The following is a 22,187-nucleotide window of genomic DNA, read 5'->3' as shown; positions in this document are numbered from 1 at the left end:
GCTCACACCAACTTGCCGTGGGCGCCGGGGAACGGGTCGGCGAAGTCCAACTCGGCGCTCAGCGCCAGCTCCTCGTCGGTCAGCAGCGCTTCACGCAGGGCGGAGGCGATGTTCCGGCCCGACGAGCGGTAGGCGATGACCACGAGTTCCTGCGCACGGTCGCCGGTGTCCGGGTCCCAGGCCGCGGTGGCGGCGGCGCGGTAGTCCTCGTCCACTTCGGACCAGTCGTCGGCGGTGGCGAGCCAGGGACCGGCCTCACCGACGCGCACCGCCCTGCCCGCCGCCTCGAGCCACACGACTGTGTCGTGCCGACCGGCCGACCAGACCCGGCCGCGGATGCGCACGATGCCGCGGGACAGCGCGGTGAGCACCCGGTGCAGGCGGGCGGGGTGGAAGGCGCGGCGGGCGGTGAAGTGCACCAGGTGGACGCCGTGCGCGGGCTCGAACGGCGGTTCGCCGCGCAGCAGTGGGCTGAACGTGTCGTCCACCTCGCCACGCCGAGCGGAGGCCGGGATCGCGGCCACCAGCGCCGGGACGTCCAGGTGCGCCAGCTCCTGCCGCACGGCGATCGGGTTGAGGCGGTCGAGGACGGCGGGCACGCGCTCGTCGCCCACCGGTCCGGTGAGGACCAGCGCGTCGGCGAACTCGGCCTGTCCGACGACCAGTTGCGCCACGGTGCGGTTGTCGCCGGGCGCGGCACCGAGCCCGCGGTCGGCCAGGGTCTCGTCGCCGGTCGCGTCGGCGAGCCAGGTGGCCCGGTCCACCACGGTGATCACCGCCTCGACGCGGACCGGTTCGTCCGCCAGGGCGTGGCACACCGCTTCGGGCTCCAGTGCGGGATCCAGGTGCAGCACCACCGGGCCGGGCAGCTGTCGCAGCAGCGGCAGCAGGTCCAACCGCATCGTGCACGACACGCAGCCGTGTTCGAGGTGCAGTTCGGTGAGCACCCCGTCGACGTGGCGCCGCACCACGCCTTCGGCCAACCTGGCGAGGTCGTGGCGAACCAGCACCGCTCCCGGCAGTGCCCGCCGCACCTCCTCGGCCACGGTGTGCTCGCCCAGGCCTGCCACCAGGATGACGGAGGTGTCCATGTCGGCACTGTAAATGACAATCGTTTTCACTTCAACCCGGACTCGCGGGCACCGGGCACCGGGCCGATCGATCAGGGCGTCGGTGGGCCGCGGACCCGGTGGCGACCGCGGTGGCGGGCTCCTCGGGCAAGCGGGCGGTCACCTCGAACCCGTCGTCGCTTCCGGGCGCATCGGCCGGCGTGCGCCGTGCCGCACCGTTGACCACCCGCAGTTCGACGCCGTCTCCGGCACCCGCCAGGTGGACCGTGACCGGTGCGCCGGGGGCGTGTTTGATCGCGTTGGTGATCGCCTCGGTGAGCACCCGGTGCACCGTGCGCGCGATCACCGGGTCCGCCGGCTCGGCACCGTCACCGGTCACCTCCACGGACAGGCCGGAACGCCGTGCGCGTGCCACGATCTCGTCCACCGACCGCACGGGCTCGCGTTCGCCGGAACGCAGCACGAGCACGACGTCGGCCAACCGTTCCGCGGCGGCGGTGACCGCGGTGCGCGCCGCACGTGCCGCCTCCCGGTGCTCCTGGCCCAGGGCGGGAGCGACTTCGAGCGCGCCGACGAGCAGCGCCGCCTGCGCCAGCTCGTGCCCGACCATGTCGTGCATCTCCGCCGCGAGCCGCGCCCGTTCGCGCAGCCCGGCCCGCTCCACCGCGCGGTCGGCCTCCCGTTCCAGCTGTTCCGCGCGTTCCCAGCCCGCCTGGACCATCCCGAGGTACTGGCGGCGGTAACGACCGACCGCCCACGGAACGGCCGCCAGCGCCGCGATGCCGGAGACCGCGGCCAACGCCGTGTCCACGCCGCCGAGGACGACGAGCGCTGCCGTCACCGCTCCCGCACAAGTGCCGATCAGCGCCACCACACCCCGCTCGCCCGCGGTCGCGTGCCGGCCGGCCAGGAAGCTCACCGTCACCAGGCCCGCCGCGAGCACACCCACGCCGACCGTGCTGTCGACCGTCGCCTTGGAGAGGAAGGCGATCAGCCACGCCGCGCCGGCCACCAGCAGCGCGGTGACCGGGCGCCGACGGACCAGCACCACCGCCACCCCGAGCACGACCAGGTACGCCGCGGCCTCCCAGGGCGCAAGCCGGCCGGGCAGGGAGGTGATCGCGGCCCACACCACCGGCAGGGCCGCGACCACCCACAAGATCACCGTGCGCACGAGGGGCATCATCGCTTACCCAGGAGCGCCGCGCCCGCGGCGTGCGCGCGCACCCGGACGACGGCAGGCGTCAGCACGCGTGCCGCCCCCGGCAGCACCATCGCGATCACCGCGCCGAGCAGCAGACCCGCCACCACGTCGTGCGGGTAGTGCACGCCGACGAACACCCGTGAAGCGGCGGCGAGCAGCGCTACGCCCGTGACGACGATCCCGGTCCGTCGACTCGACCACGCGATGGCGACGGCCGCGGCACCGGCGATCGTGGCGTGGTTGCTGGGGAACGACCAGTCGCCGAACTCCGGGCACCCGGCGACCGTGGCGACCTCACCGAGCACCCGGCACGGGCGGTCCTGCTGCCACAGCCCTTTCGCGACCTCGCTCACCGCGTACGCGAGCACGGTCACCACCGGCGCGAGCACCGCCCGTGCCATCGTCACCGCCGGCCCGCGGCGCGCACGCCATTACAGCACACCGAACACGACCGCGAACACCCCGACCACCGCTTCGGTGGCGATCACGCTGAACACCCGCACCGCTTCCGGGCTCGACGCGCCCCAGCCCGCGATGTCGAGGTACCACTCGGCACTGACATCGGGCACGTCGTCAACCGACACTGCGTCGTTCGCAAGGGAATCCGGCATGAACCCGACGCTACGGAGATCGACTTCCCCTGCCCTCGGCCGGAAGCGACGACTCTTCCCTGCCTTTCGACAGGGCAGCGGGCCTGCCTTCCGGCCGACGCGCGGGGATCACCCGCCCAAGGTGTCGAGCAGCGCCCGTGCCCGGGCCGCGTCCCGTTGCCGCGGTTGCCCGTCGAGCAGCTCCACCGCGCGCAGCAGGCAGTCACGAGCCCGTTCGCGCTCGTCCTGAGCGGCGAGTGCGGCGCCGAGGTTGGTCAGCGTCATCCCCTCGCCGTACCGGTCGCGCAACTCCCGGAACAGCTCCACGGCCCCCTCGTAGTGCGTGACGGCCAGGTCCGGCCGGCCACGGTGCTGATAGGCGTTGGCGAGGCTGTTGCTCGTCTGCGCCTCGCCGTGGCGGTTCCCGACCTCGCGTGCCGCCTCGATCGACGCGGTGTAGGAGGTGATGGCCTGGTCGAGCCGGCGCAGGTGGTAGTAGCAGTCGCCGATGTTGTTGAGCGCCACGCGCTCGCCCTCCCGCGAGCCGATCTTCCGGCACCCGGCGAGCAACTTCTCGTTCGCGGCGCGTGCCTCGTCGAACCTGCCTTGGAGGAAGAGTTGCAGCGCGTCGTTGCTCGTGGTCTCCATTGCCGCGATGGCAGCCGGCACATCGGTCCCCGGGGAGGACTCGGACGCGTTCTCCGGCACGTCGGGCCGGTCGTCGGCCGGCTCGGTGAGCGGGGTGAAGACGTGCGACGAAAGCCTGCTGCCCCTGAGTTCGCGGGAAGCCGCCCGGGCCGCTGCCCGGTCACCGGTTCGACCGAACAGGTCGATCGCTTGCCGCAGCACGGCGTCGGCGCGCTCGAAGTCGCGCGTGGTCCGGTAGGCGGTACCGAGGCCGAGCAACGCCTTGCCCTCCGCCGCCGGGTCGGCGGCCTGCCGCGCGGCCTCGACCGCCAACCGGTGCACGGCGAGCGCTTCGTCCCAGTCGCCCCGCTTCTGCAACGAGTAGCCGAGGACGATGGCCGCGAGGCACACGTCGGCGTGGTGCCCGGACCGGAACGCCTGGTCGACCACCGCCACCAGGTTCGGCCGCTCCGCGTCGAACCACGCCAACGCGCCGGTGGGCGACTCGAAGACCCCGGCCAACGCGAGCCGCTTCTCATCGAGCATCGAGGTCGGCAACTCGTGGACCCAGGCCGCGGCGATCAGCCGTTCGAAGTGTGCGAGCAGCCGGCGAAGTGCCGCGTCGCGCAGTTCGTCGGGCTCTTCGCGGAGCAGGCGGTCCTCGGCGTAGAGCCTGATCAGGTCGTGGAACCGGAACCGCCCCCGTGGCCCGGCGGGTTCGACCAGGTGCGCCCGCCGCAGCAGGTCGAGCGAGCGGCGCGCGGACCGCTCGTCCAGATCGGCCAGCGCGGCGGCGGTGGCCGCGGTCGTCGTCGGCCCCGGGTTGGCCGCGAGCAGGCGGAACACCCGGGCATCCGGCGGGTCCAGCCGTTCGTAGGACAGGGCGACCGCGGCCCGGAACGACCGCTTGCCCGTCGCCAGTTCGGCCAACCGCTCGGTGCGATCGGCCAGCACGTCGACCAGCTCGGCGACCGGTTGATCGCGGTCGCCGACCAGCAATCCTCCGGCGATCGCCACCGCGTGCGGCAGGAAGCCGCACAGCTCGGCGAGCCGGAGGGCGGCGTCCCCGGCCCGGGCGATGCGGTCGTCGTGGGGGTGCGCGGCGGTCAGCAGCTCGCCGAGCAGGTCAACCGCTTCCCCACCCGTGAGCACGCCCGGGGTGTGGTGCCGGGCGGAGGTGAGGTCCAGGGTGTTCCTGCTCGTGACCAGGACGCGGTGCCGTCGGTCACCGGGCAGCAGCGGTGTCACCTGATCGGCCAGTTCGGCGTCGTCCAGCACCATCAAGACCCGGTCCGCGCGCTCGGCGAGCAGCGACCGGAACAGGGCCGAGCGGCCGTCCAGGTCGGGCGGGATGTGCTCGCCGGCCACGCCGAGCTTGCGCAGCTGATCGGCGAGGGCGGTTTCGGGCTCGACCCGGCCCTGCCGGGCGAAACCGCGCAAGTCCTGGTACAGCACACCGCCGGGGAACCACCCGGCGTCCACCGCGTCGTGTGCCGCTTTCAGCGCCAAGGTCGTCTTGCCGATCCCGGGCGGACCGGCGATCACCGCCACGGTCGGCCGGTCGTGGGCGTCCGGGCGCAGGACGTCCTCCAGCACCGCGAGATCGGTCGAGCGGCCGGTGAACGCGGCCCCGGCCGGTGGCAGTCCGGCGAGAGCCTTCGGCCGCGGCACCGGCTGGGTGATCCCGTAGTTGACCTCGACCTTGGCGTCACGTCCGGCCTGCACCACGGGCGACAACCCGGACGCGATACCGACCTGGTCGACGCTCGCCGCGCCACCGTGGTCCGTGCCCGGTGGCGGGTACTGATCGTCCATGACCCGATCCTGCCCGCCACCCCGGACTCCACGGCCCGGACCGCGGCCATGACACCCGAATGGACCGCGGGCGAGGGTCAGGTCGCCGCGGAGTCGTCGGCCGCTCGGGGTGCGCGGAGCAGCGTCCGGACCGGACAGTGGTTTCGGTCACAGTGGCCGGGACTGTGGGCAGGCACGGCGCGGTGCGTGGCCAGGCGCGTTCGGACGTTGTTCCTGGACACGAACGGGTGAGGGTGTGACGGAGCTAAATTTGATTGGCTCCAGATATGTCCTTTAAGGTCGACTCGTGACATCGGACTTCGAGGCGCAGTTGCGCGCGGTCTCGTTGCGGGTGACCCGCCCTCGGCTGGCGGTCCTCGCGGCGCTGCGCGACCACCGGCACGTCGACACCGAGACGGTCATCACGTTGGTGCGGGAGGAACTCCCGTCGGTGTCCCACCAAGCCGTGTACGACGTGCTGCGGGCGTTGACCGATGCCGGGCTGGTGCGGCGCATCCAGCCCGCCGGCGCGACCGCCCGCTACGAGTCACGGGTGGGTGACAACCACCACCACGTCGTGTGCCGCTCGTGCGGCGCCATCGCCGACGTCGACTGCACCGTCGGCCACAGCCCCTGTCTCACCGCCTCGGACGACGCCGGTTTCCTGGTCGACGAGGCGGAGGTCGTCTTTTGGGGCACCTGTCCCGACTGCTCGGCCGAGAATTCCGCCAATGAACCGCCAGTTGGAAGGAAGTAGATGAGCGACCCCAAGGCAACGCCCCCGTCGAGCTCCCAGGGCGTGGACCAGAAGGCCGCAGTCGGATGCCCGGTCGCGCACGACTCCGTGACCGCGCACGGCAGCGAGAGCGAGAACCCCGCGATCGACTCGCCGACTGCCAAGACCGGCGGCCGTCCCCGCACCAACCGGGACTGGTGGCCCAACCAGCTCGACCTCTCGGTGTTGCACGCCCACTCGTCGAAGGGCAACCCGCTGGGTCCGGACTTCGACTACGCCAGGGAATTCGCCAAGCTCGACGTCGAGGCCGTCAAGCGCGACATCGTCGAGGTGCTGACCACCTCGCAGAGCTGGTGGCCCGCCGACTTCGGCCACTACGGCGGTCTGATGATCCGGCTGAGCTGGCACGCCGCCGGTACCTACCGCATCCACGACGGCCGCGGTGGCGCGGGTGACGGCGGTCAGCGGTTCGCGCCGCTCAACAGCTGGCCCGACAACGCCAACCTGGACAAGGCCCGCCGTCTGCTGTGGCCGGTCAAGCAGAAGTACGGCCAGAAGATCTCCTGGGCCGACCTGCTCGTGCTCGCCGGCAACGTCGCCCTGGAGTCGATGGGCTTCAAGACCTTCGGCTTCGGCTTCGGCCGCGTGGACGTCTGGGAGCCGGAGGAGATCTTCTGGGGCCCCGAGGACGCCTGGCTGGGTGACGAGCGCTACGTCAGCGAGTCGGAGATGGCGCCCGAGGTCGGCGCCACCGAGATGGGCCTGATCTACGTCAACCCCGAGGGTCCCCGCGGCAACGCGGACCCGCTGGCGGCGGCGCACTTCATCCGGGAGACCTTCGGCCGGATGGCGATGAACGACGAGGAGACCGTCGCCCTCATCGCCGGTGGCCACACCTTCGGCAAGGCGCACGGTGCCGGTGTCGCGGACGCCCACGTCGGCCCGGAGCCCGAGGGCGCCTCGCTGGAGGCGCAGGGCCTGGGCTGGCTGAGCACCCACGGCAGCGGCAAGGGCGCGGACACGATCACCAGCGGTCTCGAGGTGACGTGGACCGACAAGCCGACGCAGTGGAGCAACCGCTTCTTCGAGATCCTCTTCGGCTACGAGTGGGAGCTGACCACCAGCCCCGGCGGCGCCAAGCAGTGGGTCGCCAAGGACGCCGAGGCGATCATCCCGGACGCGCACGACCCGGCCAGGAAGCACAAGCCCACGATGCTCACGACCGACCTGTCGCTGCGCGTCGACCCGGCGTACGAGAAGATCTCCCGCCGCTTCCTGGAGAACCCGGACGAGTTCGCCCTGGCGTTCGCCAAGGCCTGGTACAAGCTGCTGCACCGCGACATGGGCCCGGTCAGCCGGTTCCTGGGGCCGTGGGTCGCCGAGCCGCAGCTGTGGCAGGACCCGGTGCCCGCGGTCGACCACGAGCTCGTGGGCGAGGCCGACATCGCCGCGCTGAAGGCGAAGGTGCTCGACTCCGGGCTCACGACCGCCGAGCTGGTCACCACCGCGTGGGCGTCGGCGGCGAGCTTCCGGTCCACCGACAAGCGCGGTGGCGCCAACGGCGCGCGGATCCGCCTGGAGCCGCAGCGCGACTGGGAGATCAACCAGCCGGAGCAGCTGGCGAAGGTGCTGGAGATCCTGGAGGGCGTCCAGCGGGACTTCAACGAGGCGGGCGGCGCGAAGATCTCGCTCGCCGACCTCATCGTGCTGGCCGGTTCGGCGGCCGTCGAGCAGGCGGCGCGCGAAGCGGGCGTCGAGGTGACCGTGCCGTTCCGGCCGGGTCGTACCGACGCCGCGCAGGAGCAGACCGACGTCGAGTCGTTCAAGGTCCTGGAGCCGCGTGCCGACGGGTTCCGCAACTACGTGCGCCCCGGCGAGAAGCTGCAGCCCGAGGTGCTGCTGGTCGACCGCGCGTACATGCTGGACCTGACCGCGCCCGAGATGACCGTCCTCGTCGGCGGCCTGCGTTCCTTGGGCGCCAACCACGGCGGTGCCCGGCACGGTGTCTTCACCGACCGGCCGGGCGTGCTCACCAACGACTTCTTCGCCAACCTGCTCTCGCCGGGCACCCGGTGGAAGGCGTCGGAGTCCCAGGAGCACGTGTACGAGATCCGTGACGTCGACACGGACGAGCTGAAGTGGACGGCCACCGCGGTCGACCTCGTCTTCGGCTCGAACTCGCAGCTGCGCGCCCTCGCGGAGGTCTACGCGAGCGACGACGCCCGCGAGAAGTTCGTGGCGGACTTCGTCGCGGCCTGGACCAAGGTCATGGAACTCGACCGGTTCGACCTCGCCTGAGCCGACCCACCGACGAGCTGGCCCGGGAGTACGCCGCCCGCTGACCGGGTGGGCGAAGGGTCGCGAGGGAACCCCGCGGCCCTTCGCCCGTGGTCGATCAGGTCGCGGGTTGTTCCTCTTCACGCCGGGTGAGCACCAAGGGCTCGTCCTCGGTGACGGCGATCGTGTGCTCGGAGTGGGCGGTGCGCGAGCCGTCGGCCGACCGGATGGTCCAGCCGTCGTCGTCGTAGACGATCCGGTCGGTCGTGCGGGTGAACCACGGTTCGAGCGCGAGGGTCAGCCCCGGCCGCAACTTCAGGCCCCGGCCCGCCCGGCCCTTGTTGGGCACGTGGAGGTCCTCGTGCATGGTGCGGCCGATGCCGTGGCCGCCGAACTCGGTGTTGACCGGGTAGCCGTGGTCCCGGGCCACCGCCCAGATCGCCGCCGAGATGTCACCCAGCCGGTTGCCCGGACGGGCCACCTCGATCGCCGCCTCCAGCGCTTCCTCGGTGGCGCGGATGATCCGCAGGTCCTCCTCGGCGGGCGTGCCGACGATGATCGTGCGCGCCGAGTCGGCCACCCAGCCGTCGATGCCGACCGCGAGGTCCGCGCTGAGCACGTCACCGTCGCGCAACGCGTAGTCGTGGGGGAGTCCGTGCAGGACGGCGTCGTTGACCGACAGGCAGATGACGTTGCGGAACGGGCCCTCGCCGAACGACGGCGCGTAGTCCCAGTAGCACGATTCCGCACCGCGCCGCTTGATCATGCCGCGCACGTGGTGCTCCAGGTCCAGCAGGTTGACGCCCACGTCGGCGAGCCGGCCGACCTCGGAGAGCACCTCGGCGACGAAACGCCCGGTCACGTGCATGCGTTCGATCTCCGCAGGCGTCTTCAGCTCGATCACGAGTACCTCACGTCACCCGGTTGGTATAGTAATACCGAAACTCTAGCACTTGTCGGTATAGTAATACCAACCGTATCCTGGGCCCATGGTCCGCCAACCGCTCACGCCCGAGCAGATCGAAGCAGGCAGGCGTCTCGGCGCCCTGCTGCGCCGCGCGCGAGCCGGACGTGACCTGGCGGAAGTCGCGCGGGCGGCCGGTATCTCGCCGGAAACGCTGCGCAAGATCGAGACCGGGCGGCTGCCGTCCCCCGGCTTCGGCACGATCGTCTGCCTGGGCGAGGCGCTCGGCCTCCCGGTGCAGGAGCTGGCCGCCACCTGGCGCGGCACCGACGTGTCGTTCGAAGCCGCCTCTTAGGGTGAGGCCGCGAGGCGACGTGAGCGTGGCCGACCACGTGCGGGCGGGCGTGGTCCGGCTCGGGGTGCTCGTGCTGATCGTGGTGGCGCTGGCGGTGGGTGTGCTCACCGGGGTGACGCCGGACGTCGCCGAACTGCGTGCCTGGGTCGAGGGCACGGGTGCGGCGGCGCCGTTCGTGTTCGTGGTGGTGTCCGCCGCCGGATCGGTCGCCTTGGTGCCCAAGCCGTTGTTGAGCGTGGCGGGCGGGGTGGTGTTCGGGCCGGTGGTCGGCACCGTCGTGGTGGTGGCCGGTGTGACGATCGGGGCGGTGGCGAGCTTCGCCGTCGCCCGTCGGCTGGGCCGCGAGGTCGTCCGGCCGCGGTCCGCGCGAGGCCGGGTCGCGCGGGTCGACCGGATGCTCGAACGCCGGGGCCTGCCGGCCGTCATCGCGCTGCGGTTGCTGCCCGTCGTCCCGTTCGGACTGGTCAACTACGTCGCCGGGCTCAGCGGCCTGCGGGTCGGCGCGTTCGTGCTCGGCACCGCCGTGGGCGTGGTCCCGGCGACGGTTGTCTACACGGTGACGGGTGCTTCGCTGACCACGATGACGGTCTGGCAGTGGCTGCTGGCCGGTGCGGCGGTCGGTGTTCCGGCCTTGGTCGGCTTCGTGCTGGCCCGGCGTGGCCGCTTCGCCGTCGACGCGCCGGAGCCGACCGCGGACCGGCCGCCGGTGTAGTCAGGTCGGGATCGCGCAGACGGCCAACGCCATCTCGGCGATGAAGTGCGGTGCGTCGGCCGGGTCGAGCCTGCCCGCCACGACGTCGCCCGCCGCGCCGTGCAGGATGTGGTGCAGGACGCCGGCCAGCAGGTCGGCGGGGAGGTCCGCCCGGAAGACGCCCTCGGCCTGGCCGCGCCGGATGAGGTGGTGGACCCGTTGCTCCGGTTTGGCGTGCAGCTCCTGCACGCGCCCCGGCGGCAGGGACGTCTGCGCGGCCCGCAGGACCGAGGTGGCCTGGGCGAGTAGCAGCCAGCCGGACTCCATGAGCGCCCGCAGTCCGGCCCGCGGGTCGCCGTCGAGGTCGACGGCCTCCAACACCTCGTCACCCTCCGCCAACAGCCGGGTCATCGCGGCTTCCACCAGGGCTTCCCGGGACGGGAAGTGCGCGTACAGGGTCACCCGGCCGACCCCGGCCTCCTGGGCGATGTCGTTCATGCTCGCGTCGGCGTCGCGGCCCAGGCACGTGACGGCCGCGCGCACGATCTTCTCCGCGTTCTGCCGCGCGTCCGCCCGGCGGGTCGCCTTCGCGGTGGGGTCAGGCATGCGGCTCCTTAACTCGAACAGGGCATGTTCGGGTTACCGTATCGGACCATAAGTCGAACACATCCTGTACGACTTAATCTCCGGAGGCGCTCACCGTGTCCGAGTCAACGCCCGCGACCAGCAGTCCTACCGGGACGCCCGATCCACGCCGCTGGCGGATCCTCGGGATGGTCGGCGTCGTGCAGTTGATGCTCGTCCTCGACGTCACCGTGGTCGCGATTGCCCTGCCGCACCTGGGCGCGGACCTGGACCTGGAGCGGGAGGCCCTGACTTGGGTGGTCAGCGGGTACACCCTCGCGTTCGGCGGACTGCTGCTGCTCGGCGGACGCGCCGCCGACGTGTTCGGAGCCCGTCGGCTCGTCCTGGCCGGTCTGCTGCTGTTCGCGGCGGCGTCGCTGCTGCCGCTGCTGCGCGACCGCTGGCGGGCGGCCGACCTGCGCTGGCCCGAGTCCACGCTGACCGTCGACACGTACGGCCGTGCCGCCCGGCTGGAGTTCGCGGACGGCGAACCGACCGCGGTGACGGCCGTTCGTGGCGCAGTCAGCCCGTCCATCGATCCCGGGACCCACGTGGCCATCCCGCCCGGCGCCCTGCTCCGGCTCGTCTTCGGCCACCGCACCCTGTCCGAGGTGCTCGACGACTGGCCGGACTGCCTCCTGCGCGACCGCGTCACCGAACAGTTCCTGACCGCGGCGTTCCCGCGCGTGCCGGTCCGGGTCTGGCAACTGACCCTCGACGCGGCTGGGATCGCGATACCCCCGGGGGTATGCTACGGTACCCGATATACCCAGAGGGGGTATACGAACGGAGGATGTCCCGTATGTGCAACACCTGTGAGACGCCCGCTGCCCGGACCGGTGCCGACTCGACCGACGGGCTGGACTTCGTGGTCCAGGGCATGACCTGCGGCGGCTGTGCGTCCAAGGTGGCCGGTGCGGTCCAGGGCGTGTCCGGCGTGGACGAGGTCAAGGTCGACCTCGGCGCGGGCAGGCTCAGCGTCACGGGCTCGGCCGACGAGTCGGCGATCGCCGACGCCGTGCGGAACGCGGGCTACGCGGTCACCCGCGCCTGATCCGGAGGTACCGCTCTGATGGGAGTCGAAATGCGACACGAGCACGCCGACCACGGGGCCCACCACGGCCACGAGGGTCACTCCGACCACGAGGGGCACCACGGCCACGCCGGGAGTGTCACCTGGGGGATGGCCTCGTCGGCGACCCTGCACTGCCTGACCGGCTGCGCCATCGGCGAGGTGCTGGGCATGGTGATCGGCACGGCCCTCGGCTGGGGCAACCTCCCCACCATCGCGCTGGCCGTCGCCCTGGCCTTCGTCTTCGGCTACGCGTTGACCATGCGCGGCGTGCTCAAGGCGGGTGTCGGCTTCCGGCGGGCGGTGAAGGTGGCGCTGGCGGCGGACACCGTGTCCATCATCGTCATGGAGGTCGTCGACAACGGCGTGATGCTGGTGGTGCCCGGTGCGATGGAAGCGGGCCTGGCCAGCTGGTTGTTCTGGGGCGCGCTGGCGTTCGCCTTCGCGGTGGCCTTCGTGGTGACGGTGCCGGTGAACAAGTGGCTCATCGGCCGCGGTCGCGGTCACGCGGTCGTGCACGCCTACCACCACTGAGCGACGGACCCGGCGGAACCACCGGTTCCGCCGGGTCGCCGGCCGGTCACCGACCCGCGACCGACCGGATCCACCGCTCGTGGGCGGTGACGCGGGTGTAGATGCCGCCGTCGCCGCACTTGCGCCGCTTGTCCTTGCTCTTGGTGGCCCGCGACGTGGCCCCGGCCAGCAGCCACCGGTCGCCGATCCGCGCGTAGGCGGGGCCTCCGCTGTCACCCCGGCAGCTGTCCCGGTTGCGGGACGGGGTGGCGGCGACGAACTCGGTGTCGAGGTCCGCCCCGTAGTCCACGTCCCGGCCCGCGAGCGGCACGTCCACCTGTCGACGTCGGCCGTACCCGACCAGGCCGGCGAAGTCGGTGCGGCCGAAGCCGACCACCCGGACGAACGTCTTGTCCTCCAGCGCGTCGGCGGGCGCGACAGCGCGCGGCGCGACGTCGACCGGCCGGGAGAGGCGGAGGACGGCGAGGTCGGACGATCCCGAACCCCGGTACTCGGGGTGGATGACCGCCTTGCGCACCTTGACGATCGTGCCGGCGTCGGCGTACCGGACGTCGTCCCCGATGTGGACCCGCTGCCCGCAGTCCTCGGCGTCGACGCAGTGCGCGGCCGTGAGGACGACGTCCGGTGCGATCAGCGTCCCCGAGCAGCACCAGCTGTTCGCGGTGCCGACGGCGACGCAGTCGGGGAAGTCCGAAGTGGGCGCGCCGCCGACGATGCGCCGGTGGTCCTCGGCCATCGCACGGGCGTTGGCCAAGTACGTGCGGTCCGCGTACAGACCCTCCACCGGGGACGACGAGACCGACCGGGTGTCCACCTCGCCGTTCAAGGCCTCGGTCGCCGCCTCCACCAGGTCGTCCGCCTCGGCGAACCCGACCACCTGGTCCACCACGGCCTGGAACACCAAGGCGAAGCGGAGGTCGTCGTCGCCGGCCAAGGCGCGGGCGAGCCGGGCGGCGGGTTCTCTGAACGGGTCGATCACTTCGGTCACCGTGCTGCTCCTCGTGCTTCGTTGATCAGGTCGAACAACGCGGCGCCCACCTCGCGGTCACCGAGTCCGCGGTGGCGGCGGTCGGTCGCCGCACGGGTGCCGTCGTCGATGGCGTCGACGGCGCGCTGGAGCACGACGTCCTGCACCGCCGTGAACTCCCGCGGCGCGTGGTCGAACGCGAGCCGTGCCGCGGCGACGAGCGTGCGGACCTCCGACGGACGCGGGCGGCGCCGGTCGAGCACGGCCGTCATGGCGGCTACGGCGTCATCCTGGTGCCCTGGGGAGAACGTGACGACGTCCTTCAGCGCCTGGCCACCGAGCCGGGGGTGCGGCTCGCCCAGCAGGGCGGCCGCGACGGCCGGGGCGTCGAGCGCGTGCGGGCTGTCCTCCGAGGACGGACCGAGGTCGTGGCGCAACGCGTCGGCGTGCGCGGTGAGCCCGATGACGTCGAGCGCCGCGAGGGTCAGGCTCAGCCGGACGTCCGTCGGCGGGTGCGTGGACGGGCCTTCGGCCGACGGACCCGGCGAGGACAGGAAGTCGGCCAGCGCCGCCACGTAGGCGGGCCCGGCGGCGAGGGCGGCGAAGCAGTCCGCGAACACCTCGCTGCCCCAGCGGTCCCAGTCGGCCCGCCGTGCGGCCGGGAGGTCCTTCACGGCGAGGTAGAGGTGGTCCTCGATGTCGTGGGCCAGCTCGAAGTCGTGGTCGACGCAGTGCCCGACCTCGTGCGCCAGCAGCGGGAAGTCGGGCAGGTGGCGTACCTGGTGCCAGGGCATCCCGACCACCGGGACCGGCAGCGACAGCACCACGCGTTGGAACACCTTGCTGTTGAGCGCGCCGGCGGGCTCCTCGACGGTGAACAGGGTGCCGCGCAGGTGGGCGTACGGGCTGAACGCGCCGCTGAGGTGCACCAGCGGGGGCTCCTTGCCGACCAGGTCCGGTCGCGCGGCCCGCGCGGCGCGCAGCACCGGCCGGTAGCACGCCCACGCGTACTCGTCCGCCACGGCCAGCGGCTCCCGGTACCCGTGCTGGTAGCGCAACGCGAACTTCGACCGGAAGAACTCCCAGACCCGGTAAGCCTCCAGCAGGTTCTCCTGGGCCTCGTAAGCGGTGTCCGCCGTGTCCGGTCCGATCAGCCCGACCTGGTCGGCCACCCGACCCAGCAGCCCGCGCACCGTCTCGACCACGCGCCCGAGCTGCGACCGGTGCTTGCGCAGGGGACCGCCCCTGCCGGTGTCGCCGAACCACAGCGCGAGCTCGTGCTCGATCGCGGCCAGCTTCACGTCCAGCTCGACGCGCCTGCGATCGACCCGGCTCACGCTCCGCGCTCCCGACGGCGCGGCAGGCGCAGCCACGGCAGGTTGGTGAACAGCGCGATGCCGACGAACGACAGCACCCGCCCCAGGTCGAGGTCGTCACGCGGTCCCGGCGCCGAGCCGAGCCGGCGGACGTTCGTGATCACCTCGCTCAGCGAGCTGCCGTCGGCCAGCGAGCGCACCAGGTGCTCGTAGAGCTGGGTGCCCTCGCGGCCGACGAGCCCGGTGCCCAGGACCGCGGCGCACCGGCCGAGTGAGAACAGCTCGCCCGCGAAAGCGTTGCGCTGCAACAGGTGCAGCGCGGTCTCGGCGGTACCGCGAGGACGGTCGACGTCGAGCACGACGATCGGCGCCACCTGGTCGTTCGGGAACGTCGACAGCAGGCCGTCCATGGAGCTGACCGGGATGTCGTCGGAGTACCCGCGGTAGGACTCCTCCTCACCCGAACCGGAGAGGAACGAGAACGCCACCGTGCCGTTCGACTCGCGCAGACCACCGGACAGGTGCAGCAGCGAGGGGACGCGCCCGCCGGAGATCAGCGACCGCACCACCCCCGACAAGCCGTGGAGCGTCGGGTTCTCGACCACCTCGACCTCGAAGCCGTACCGGCGGTACAGGCGCGACAGGTCGACACCGGTGTTGGCGTGGCCCCGGTGCGACATGAGCTGCCGCCCCGGGCTCTGCCGCACGAGGACGACCAGCGGTTTGTGCTCGGTGGTCAGGGCCGACTGGAGCCGGCTGCGCAGTCCGATGGTGAGCTGCCCGCTCGGTTCGAGCCCGTGGTCCTTCTGGTACGCGGCCAGCGCCCGCCTGGTCATCGGCCCGAGTTCGCCATCCAGCAGCAGCTTCGCGTAGTTGAGCCGGTTGAGCGCCAACTGGACGAACGACACCTCGCCGCTGCGCACCGCCTTCGCCGACAGCGCCCGGTACAGCGGGCCGACGACGGAGTCCAGCGACAGCAGCCGGTCGGTGTCGGGGCGGTAGGCCAGCTCCCACGGCATCATGCTCCACCTGCGGTGCCGGACTTCCAGCCCGAGCCCGAGCGCCGGGTACGGCAGCGAGGCCGGACGAGCCTGCAGGATGAGCTGGCCGAGTGCCCGCGCGATCAACCGCCAGTTCTGGTCGAGCCGGTTGGCCAGCTCTTCGGAGGCGTCCTGGTCGGCGAGTCCAGTGGGGATCTCCTCCACGAGGCGGATCAGCATGTCCACGACGGACTGCGCGTCCGGTCCCCAGGGCCGGACCTGCTGCCGCAACGCGTCGATGACCGCGCGTGCCAGCACGGTGTGCATGGCGGGTGCCTCCGGCTCCGCGCCCGCGAAGCGTGACGACAGGGGTGACACGTGGATCGTGCTGTGCAGCCTGCTCACGATGGCGAGCGCCTGCGCCCTCGCGTTCGCGGACTCGTTGATGCGGCCCACTTCGCCCTTGACGAATTCGAGCCGGATGTGCCAGAGGGTCTCCTGCCCGCCCGCCTGCGCCAAGGCGTCCACTGCCCGGTCCATCCACCGCGTGGCGGCCAACCGGTCCTCCCGCTTCACCGCGGCCTCCGCGCGTTCCACCGCGAACGCGCCGCGCAACCGCGGCAGCTCGGCACACGCTTCGAGGTAGCGCGGCACGCCGGGTGACTCGTCGGTGACGGGTCGGTCGACGCGGTCCAGGGCCCGTGCCCACCGGCGCACGAAGTGCGGCGAGGGGAGGTGCTCGCCGTGGCGCGCGGCCGAGGCGAGCACCTCGGCCGCTTCCTCCGGGTGTCCCCGCAGGCGGTGGACCTCGGCCAGGGTCAGTTCCAGCAGGGCGAGGTCGGCCGCGGTGAACCCCCGGTCGAGCACCAGCAGGTCGTGCACCCGCTGGAACGCCTCGCGCACGGCAACGTCCTGGCTCGTCGGCACGCGGTCCAGGTACTTCAACGCCGTGATCCGGGCCGAGGCCGGGGTGATGAGCGCCAGGTTGGACTCGAGGACGTCGAGCAGTTCGGCGACGTGCTGCCGGTGCCCGGTCGCGAGGCCCTCGACCGCGGCGCGCACCAGGGCCGTTGGGCTCGCCTGGTGCTGTTTCAGCACGTCGATGGCCAACCGCACGGCGTTCGCGCCGTCGGCGGCGCGTTCTTGGCGCACGAGCAGTTCCGCCCGTGCCAGGACCAGCCGCGACCACTCCCGTCCTCCCGTGCCGGGGTGCAGGTCCGCGGCTTCCGCGAGGTGCTGCTCGGCGAGGGAGAGGTTGCCCACGTCGCGGATCTGCAGGAGCGCGGCGTGCGTGTGGCAGCGCACCTCGCCTTCGAGGTCGCCTTCGTCGTGCCACAAGGCACGCGCGGCCTCGAACGCGTTCATCGAGGCGCCGTAGTCGGCCAGTGACGCCAGCGTCAAACCGGTCAGCTCGTGCTCCCAGGCCTCACGCGTGACCGACCTCAGCGGGTCGATCCGCCGCGGACCCGGCGGGTGCAACAGGCGCCGCGCTGCCTCCGGGTCGTGCTGTGCCAACGCCACGAGCACGGCCTCCCGCACGCGGTCCTTCGCCACCACCTCGGCACCGAGGCGCTCGACCTCCGCCTTCGCGCGCTCCAGCCGACCGGTCGACCGGTCGTTCCGGATCGCCCGCAGGCGCAACGCGGTGGCGTGGTCGTGGTCCAGGTCGGCTGGACCCCGCGCCGCGCTCAACTGCGCTTCGGCCTCGTCGTACCGGTTGACCACCTGGTACGCGTGGACCAGCCTGGTCCGGATGATCGGCTCCAGCCGCCGCCGACCCCGCACCAGGGACGGCAGCTCCGCCAGCGCGGCCCGGTACGAGTCGAACGCCGCCGGTTTCCGCATCGCCAGCTGGACGTCACCGAGCAGGACGGGCAGCCGCACCTTGTCGTACGACTCCTCGGTGGTCGGCGGTCCGTCCAGCGTCCGCAGGTGCTCCAACGCCTCGGTCAGGACCTGCTCGCCGACGTCCAACCGGTTCGCCTTGAGCGCCAGGGCGGCTCGGGCGTAGGCGAGCCGCCGGTGCGGCACGAACTCCGGCCCGTCCGGTTCGCGCACCTGCCACAACCGTTCGATGCCCGCGACGAACTGGTCGACCTTGTTCCAGCGCCGGTCCTCCGGCCCCATGCCGTCGAGCCGGACGATCTGCGCCAACGCGTTGGCGCGCACCGCCATCGCCTCCGCCACGGTCTCCTCGGCGATCATCGGCACGTCGTCGTGCCACGACCTGGGCCGTCCGACCTCGTCCACGTAGTCCGGGCCGAGCACCTCCGCGGCGAGTTCTTCCCGCACCTCGGGCTCGTCCAGGCCGACGTCGTCGAGGAGGCGTTGCCAGTAGGCCCCGGCGGCGTGGCCCTCCGACTGGAAGCGGTGGTAGATCGCCTCCCGGAGCCACACCTCCCGGCGCTGCGGGTTCAGCGCCGCCTGCCGCTCGTAGTACTCGGCCGCCTCCCGCTGCAGCACGGCGTGCACCGGGTGCGGCCGGATCAGCTTGCGCATCGGCGTGACCACGTCCGCGTGGATGCGCAGGGCGTTCGGGTTGTCCGGTGCCGTGTTCACCCACGAGCTCGTGCCCGCGTACGCCTGCAACTCCGCCCAGATGCGCTCCACGTCCAGCGGTCGCGCCGGATCACGCCGCGCGCTCGTCGGGAACGCCGAGCCGTCGCCGCGCAGGTCGTTCGGGAGCACGTCCCGGGAGGGGTCGTCCAGCCCGGTGTCGCCCGACATCCCGCTGCGCAGGTGCGGTTCCATGACGCGGACGAATTCGAGGTCCAGGGTGCGGGGCACCACGCCGTAGCGGAGCAGCCAGCGGACGTCGGGGTTGGCGACCCGGTTGATCACCCGCAGCACCAGGTAGATCATGTCGTCCTCGTACCGGGCGACCTGCTCCGGGGTGAGCGAGGGTTGCTGCTGCACCAGGTCGGCCAGCAGGGAGAGCCGGAACGGGCGGCCGCCGTCCGCCTTCGTGACGATCGCGTCGCGCAGCGCCGGGTCGGTGACCCCCCGTCGGGTGAGGTACCGGTGGGCGTCGGCGGAGGTGAACTCGGGCAGCTCGCGGGACATGAACGGCGGCAGCCCGATCTCGACCGCGCGTTCGCTGACCGGGTAGCGCCCGGCCAGCACCAGCCGGACGGCCGGTGCGCCGTCGTGCACTTCGCGGAGCAGCCGCAGCAACCCGTCGAGGTCGCCGTCCGGCCGCAGGTGCACCTCTTCGAGCGTGTCGAACGCCATGACCACCGGCGTGTCGGCGTCGATGACGCTGTTGAGCGTGGCGAGGAACCGGTTCCGCACGCTGCGCGCCAACCGGGACCGCTGGTTGCGGAGTCGTCGGCCGGCGGCGACCACGCGGGCGGGGTCGGTGACCTCGTCGGTGGGGTTGGTGACCTCGCGCTGCAGCAGCGGCGCCGCCCACCCGTAGGCCTCCAGGAACTCCTTGAACGGGTAACCGGGCAACTGCTGGTTGAGCTGGGTCGCGACCTCCAACAGCACCAGCCACGGGGTGCGCGTCACGTTGACCGGTTCGAGGAAGTCGAAGTCGACCAGCGTGCCGGGGATCCGGCCCTGTCCCAGTGGGGTGTGCTGGGGGATGAGGACCCTCGACAGCAGCCAGCGCAGCTCCATGGTCTTGCCGCTGCCGCCGGGCGCATGCAGTTGCAGGACGCGTTCACCGCCGCCGAACAGCAGCCGGCGATAGGTGTCGAGGGTGCCTTCGGGCTCGTAGAACGTGCCGGCCCGGAGGAAGTCCAGCAGGAAGTGGCTGCGTGCCTGGAGGTAGGCGGCGCGCTCGTCGTGCAGTTCGAGCAGCGCCGGGTCGATCAGCTCGGCGCGGTCGGGGTCGTTGAGCGCGTTGAGCAGGTCCTGGCACAGCGGCAGGTCGGAGCGGCCGTCGGCTTGGGCGAACCACTCCTCGAACAGCCGCCGGGCGGCGTCGGCGTCGACCAGCACCAGTTGCGCGAGTTCGTCCACCGGCTCCTTCTTCTCCCGGTAGAACGCGGTCAGCCGCCACACCAGCTCCGCCGGCAACGGCGGCAGCACGAGGTCCTGGCCTTCGGGCTGGTCGAACCACCAGGCCTGCCAGTAGGTCGTCCGCGCCTCGGCGCTGAGCCGGTAGCGGCCGATCGTCCTCGGCACGCGTTCGACCTCGGGCAGCTCCACGAGATCGCCGAAGGGCAGGACGCCCGCCTGCCCGGCCGCCAGGACGTCCTCGTAGACCTCGCGGTCGAACGTGTCGACCACGGCACACCTCTTCAAGCTCTCCACGTCACGCGGCGGGCGGAGCGCGACGACCAACCGGTGCGGCGACTCACCGGCCACCAGGCGCGAGATGATGTCGTCGAAGCTGTCCGCGTGGCTCGGGTCGACGGTCACGAGGTCCTCCTGGCGTTGTACCACCGCAGGGTGTCCGTGGCGTGGATCAACTGCTCCGGCAGCCACGGCACACGGCCGATCCAGCCGATCAAGCCCGCCGCCACCTGCTCCAAGTGCGAGTCGAACGGCAATTCGAGCTTGTGCACGGCGTCTTCGACCAGCGCCACGAAGTCGTCGGCGGCGAAGCGCCGGACGTCGACGGAGTCCGCCCGGTCGACACCTCGCCTCAGCTGCGCGTACCCGGCGTGCCCCGTGTCCATGACCAGCACCAGCCGGACGTCGGGCAGCGCTCCGTCGAGGGCCCGTTCGATCAGCATCGGGCGCAGGATGCCGTGGAGCACCCCGCCCACCACGTTCTCCACGTGGTCGAGGATCAGCACGAGCGGCGCGTCTTCGGCGGACTGGCGCATCGCGTCGATCAGCGCGTCGAACAGCCCGCGCAGCGTCTCCGGCGAACCGGGGTGCCTGCTCTGGGACGACTCGCCGAAGCGGGACAACCGGTCGGTGAACCGGGCCAGCCCGGCGTCGGCGCCCGGTGCGATCGACTCGATGTCGTCGCTCTTGCCGGCGATGGCGTCGAGCGTGTCGATCAGGCCCAGCGTGCGCCGGCCCTTCAGGTCCACGTACTTGACCCGGTGACCGCGCAGGGCGCACCACCGGCGGGTCCAGTCCACGAGCAGGCTCTTGCCCACGCGCGACTCGCCTTGGATCAGCAGGACCTTCGTCGGTTCGTCGGTCAGGAACCCGACGATGCGGTCGGTCACCCGGAGTCGTTCTTCGTCCCGGTCCACGAACTGCACGATGTTCGAGTGGAGCCTGCCCTCCAGCGCGGTGACCTCGTGCTTCGGCACGGGCAGCGGTGCGCTCAGGACCCGTTCGACGGCCCTGCGCACGGTCAGCGCGGGCAGGAACCAGTCATGGTGGCCGCTGCGCCCGCCCGCGTGCGTGTGCACCTCGTCGCGTGCCCTGGTGACCGCGATGTCGAGCGGGACGTGTCGGGCCAGGTCGCGGTAGAGCGAGCGGGTGAACAGGGCGGCCGCCTGGCCCCTGATGTCGCCCTGCATGCCGATGACGGCGAGCGCACCCGGGCCGCGCAGGTTCGATTCGAGGAAGGCCTCGGCCAGCGACCGGTGCTCCCGGGACGAGGCGGGTCGGCACGCGTTGAGGATCGCGAGCCGCGGTGCGGGGCGCAGCTCCCGGATGTCGCGAGCCGTGATCCCGTCGTCCCTGGTGTCGGAGCCCGCCGGGTGCAACAGCAGCTCCGGCTCGCCGTCGTGGGTGGTGGCGTGGCCGATGAAGTGCAGCACGTGGGGGCGCAACCGCTGGTACGCCAGCTTCACCTCCTGCCACCTCGGCGCGATGAGGAACTGCGGCTCGAACCGGCCGCGCGCCTTGGCCAGTCCTTCCTTGATCGCCCGGACCTCGGTGACGGCGCCGATCCGCTCGTCCTCGTCCTCCTGGCCGACCACGACCAGGATGCGGATGGGCAGCGGGAGGTCCTCGACCTCGGTCCAGTCGCCGTCGGGTAATCGGTCGACCCGCAGGATCGGCGCCCGGTCGACCCGTGCCAGGTCGATGTCGTCGCGGTCGCACATCAGCTCCCACGGCAGCGACCGCAATTCCGGCTGCTCGATCAGCAGATAGGTGCGCAAACCACCTTCGGCGGTGACCGCGTCCAACCACTGCCTGCTGATTTTCTCCTTGAAGACGAGGTCGTGCAGGAAACGCCCGACCGCGCCGAATCCGGCCGACTCCGCCTTGCCGTCAACATGAGCAACAATCATGTCCACCACGCTGTCGCCGACGGGATCGCCGAGGTCGGGGTAGTCGTCGAGAGTGGACGGAAGGGTACTGGACTCCAACGCCAAGGTACGCCACTCGGCACCCTCCTGGAGGGCGAACTCGACCTGAAAGGTGGAGTCACCTTCGGTGCCGTAGACCCTGATGAGCCCGTTCCGCATTCGTCGTCGCTCGCTTCCCGCCCTTGGTGGACCGCATTTGTGCGGCTCTCGCCGCCGGTTGCGCACCCTGTTCGACGGTTTGTTCGCGCGACGCTTTCGGTGAGTTACAAGATCCGC

Annotated in this window: 18 protein-coding genes; 7 read left to right on the top strand and 11 right to left on the bottom strand. The window is 71.9% G+C overall.

Annotated features, from left to right (window positions below):
* Window positions 1-2 precede the first annotated feature (2 nt).
* The 5 genes from A6A25_RS20180 to A6A25_RS20165 all read right to left on the bottom strand — a co-directional run bounded on the left by A6A25_RS20180 (window position 3) and on the right by A6A25_RS20165 (window position 5,306).
* Window positions 3-1,091, bottom strand: coding sequence for a GTP-binding protein (locus A6A25_RS20180; RefSeq protein ID WP_073892237.1), 1,089 nt, complete (start codon window positions 1,089-1,091; stop codon window positions 3-5).
* Window positions 1,092-1,122: 31 nt separating this feature from the next.
* The gene (locus A6A25_RS20175) at window positions 1,123-2,244 is read right to left on the bottom strand and encodes a sensor histidine kinase (protein WP_073892236.1); all 1,122 of its coding nucleotides are present in this window, start codon (window positions 2,242-2,244) and stop codon (window positions 1,123-1,125) included.
* A gap of 8 nt (window positions 2,245-2,252) precedes the next feature.
* Window positions 2,253-2,675: a phosphatase PAP2 family protein gene (locus A6A25_RS20170; RefSeq protein ID WP_083668489.1), complete on the bottom strand. Its 423-nt coding sequence runs from the start codon at window positions 2,673-2,675 to the stop codon at window positions 2,253-2,255.
* Between the two features lie 30 nt (window positions 2,676-2,705).
* Entirely contained in the window at window positions 2,706-2,885 is a 180-nt protein-coding gene (locus A6A25_RS43160; RefSeq protein WP_143193288.1) for a hypothetical protein, read from the bottom strand.
* A gap of 108 nt (window positions 2,886-2,993) precedes the next feature.
* A complete protein-coding gene (locus tag A6A25_RS20165; RefSeq protein WP_073892233.1) occupies window positions 2,994-5,306 on the bottom strand; it encodes a tetratricopeptide repeat protein in 2,313 nt (770 codons plus the stop codon).
* A gap of 286 nt (window positions 5,307-5,592) precedes the next feature.
* Here A6A25_RS20165 and A6A25_RS20160 point away from each other — a divergent pair, with 286 nt between their 5' ends.
* Both A6A25_RS20160 and katG read left to right on the top strand, forming a co-directional pair.
* Window positions 5,593-6,042 (top strand): Fur family transcriptional regulator, encoded by a 450-nt coding sequence (locus tag A6A25_RS20160; RefSeq protein WP_073892231.1) that lies wholly within the window; start codon window positions 5,593-5,595, stop codon window positions 6,040-6,042.
* Window positions 6,043-8,319: a catalase/peroxidase HPI gene (katG, locus tag A6A25_RS20155; RefSeq protein ID WP_073892229.1), complete on the top strand. Its 2,277-nt coding sequence runs from the start codon at window positions 6,043-6,045 to the stop codon at window positions 8,317-8,319.
* A 97-nt stretch (window positions 8,320-8,416) separates the two neighbouring features.
* On the opposite strand, the gene map is transcribed toward katG, so the two are convergent.
* Window positions 8,417-9,202 (bottom strand): type I methionyl aminopeptidase, encoded by a 786-nt coding sequence (gene map, locus A6A25_RS20150; protein WP_073892228.1) that lies wholly within the window; start codon window positions 9,200-9,202, stop codon window positions 8,417-8,419.
* Window positions 9,203-9,287: 85 nt separating this feature from the next.
* Here map and A6A25_RS20145 point away from each other — a divergent pair, with 85 nt between their 5' ends.
* Both A6A25_RS20145 and A6A25_RS20140 read left to right on the top strand, forming a co-directional pair.
* Window positions 9,288-9,557 (top strand): helix-turn-helix domain-containing protein, encoded by a 270-nt coding sequence (locus A6A25_RS20145; protein ID WP_073892227.1) that lies wholly within the window; start codon window positions 9,288-9,290, stop codon window positions 9,555-9,557.
* Window positions 9,558-9,576: 19 nt separating this feature from the next.
* Window positions 9,577-10,269: a TVP38/TMEM64 family protein gene (locus A6A25_RS20140; protein ID WP_158073769.1), complete on the top strand. Its 693-nt coding sequence runs from the start codon at window positions 9,577-9,579 to the stop codon at window positions 10,267-10,269.
* Here the strand turns inward: A6A25_RS20140 and A6A25_RS20135 are convergent, their stop codons facing one another.
* The gene (locus A6A25_RS20135) at window positions 10,270-10,854 is read right to left on the bottom strand and encodes a TetR/AcrR family transcriptional regulator (protein ID WP_073892225.1); all 585 of its coding nucleotides are present in this window, start codon (window positions 10,852-10,854) and stop codon (window positions 10,270-10,272) included.
* A 95-nt stretch (window positions 10,855-10,949) separates the two neighbouring features.
* Between A6A25_RS20135 and A6A25_RS46640 the strand changes: the two genes are divergently transcribed.
* From A6A25_RS46640 to A6A25_RS20120, 3 genes are read left to right on the top strand one after another with little or no spacing between them, the layout of a single operon-like run.
* The gene (locus A6A25_RS46640) at window positions 10,950-11,756 is read left to right on the top strand and encodes an MFS transporter (RefSeq protein WP_338013218.1); all 807 of its coding nucleotides are present in this window, start codon (window positions 10,950-10,952) and stop codon (window positions 11,754-11,756) included.
* Complete coding sequence (locus A6A25_RS20125) at window positions 11,741-11,926, top strand: heavy-metal-associated domain-containing protein (RefSeq protein WP_241828808.1); 186 nt, start codon at window positions 11,741-11,743, stop codon at window positions 11,924-11,926. Before A6A25_RS46640 ends, A6A25_RS20125 begins: the two co-directional genes overlap by 16 nt.
* A 30-nt stretch (window positions 11,927-11,956) precedes the next feature.
* On the top strand, window positions 11,957-12,478 hold the full coding sequence (locus A6A25_RS20120) for a DUF4396 domain-containing protein (RefSeq protein ID WP_083668487.1): 522 nt from the start codon (window positions 11,957-11,959) through the stop codon (window positions 12,476-12,478).
* Between the two features lie 46 nt (window positions 12,479-12,524).
* Here A6A25_RS20120 and A6A25_RS20115 read toward each other — a convergent pair whose 3' ends face one another.
* From A6A25_RS20115 to A6A25_RS20100, 4 genes are read right to left on the bottom strand one after another with little or no spacing between them, the layout of a single operon-like run.
* A complete protein-coding gene (locus A6A25_RS20115) occupies window positions 12,525-13,466 on the bottom strand; it encodes a S1 family peptidase (protein WP_073892221.1) in 942 nt (313 codons plus the stop codon).
* Window positions 13,463-14,782, bottom strand: coding sequence for a hypothetical protein (locus A6A25_RS20110; RefSeq protein ID WP_073892220.1), 1,320 nt, complete (start codon window positions 14,780-14,782; stop codon window positions 13,463-13,465). Before A6A25_RS20110 ends, A6A25_RS20115 begins: the two co-directional genes overlap by 4 nt.
* Complete coding sequence (locus A6A25_RS20105) at window positions 14,779-20,109, bottom strand: peptidoglycan-binding protein (RefSeq protein ID WP_073892218.1); 5,331 nt, start codon at window positions 20,107-20,109, stop codon at window positions 14,779-14,781. The genes A6A25_RS20110 and A6A25_RS20105 overlap by 4 nt, the downstream gene beginning before the upstream one ends.
* Window positions 20,106-22,070 carry a CHAT domain-containing protein gene (locus A6A25_RS20100; protein ID WP_073892217.1) on the bottom strand — a complete coding sequence of 655 codons (1,965 nt, stop codon included), beginning with the start codon at window positions 22,068-22,070 and terminating at the stop codon, window positions 20,106-20,108. Before A6A25_RS20100 ends, A6A25_RS20105 begins: the two co-directional genes overlap by 4 nt.
* Between the last annotated feature and the right edge of the window lie 117 nt (window positions 22,071-22,187).

The organism is Saccharothrix sp. CB00851 (assembly GCF_001905065.1).
Classification (GTDB): Bacteria; Actinomycetota; Actinomycetes; order Mycobacteriales; family Pseudonocardiaceae; genus Actinosynnema.
Note: the sequence above shows the minus strand (reverse complement) of the source record. Positions and strands in the feature narration are given on the sequence as shown.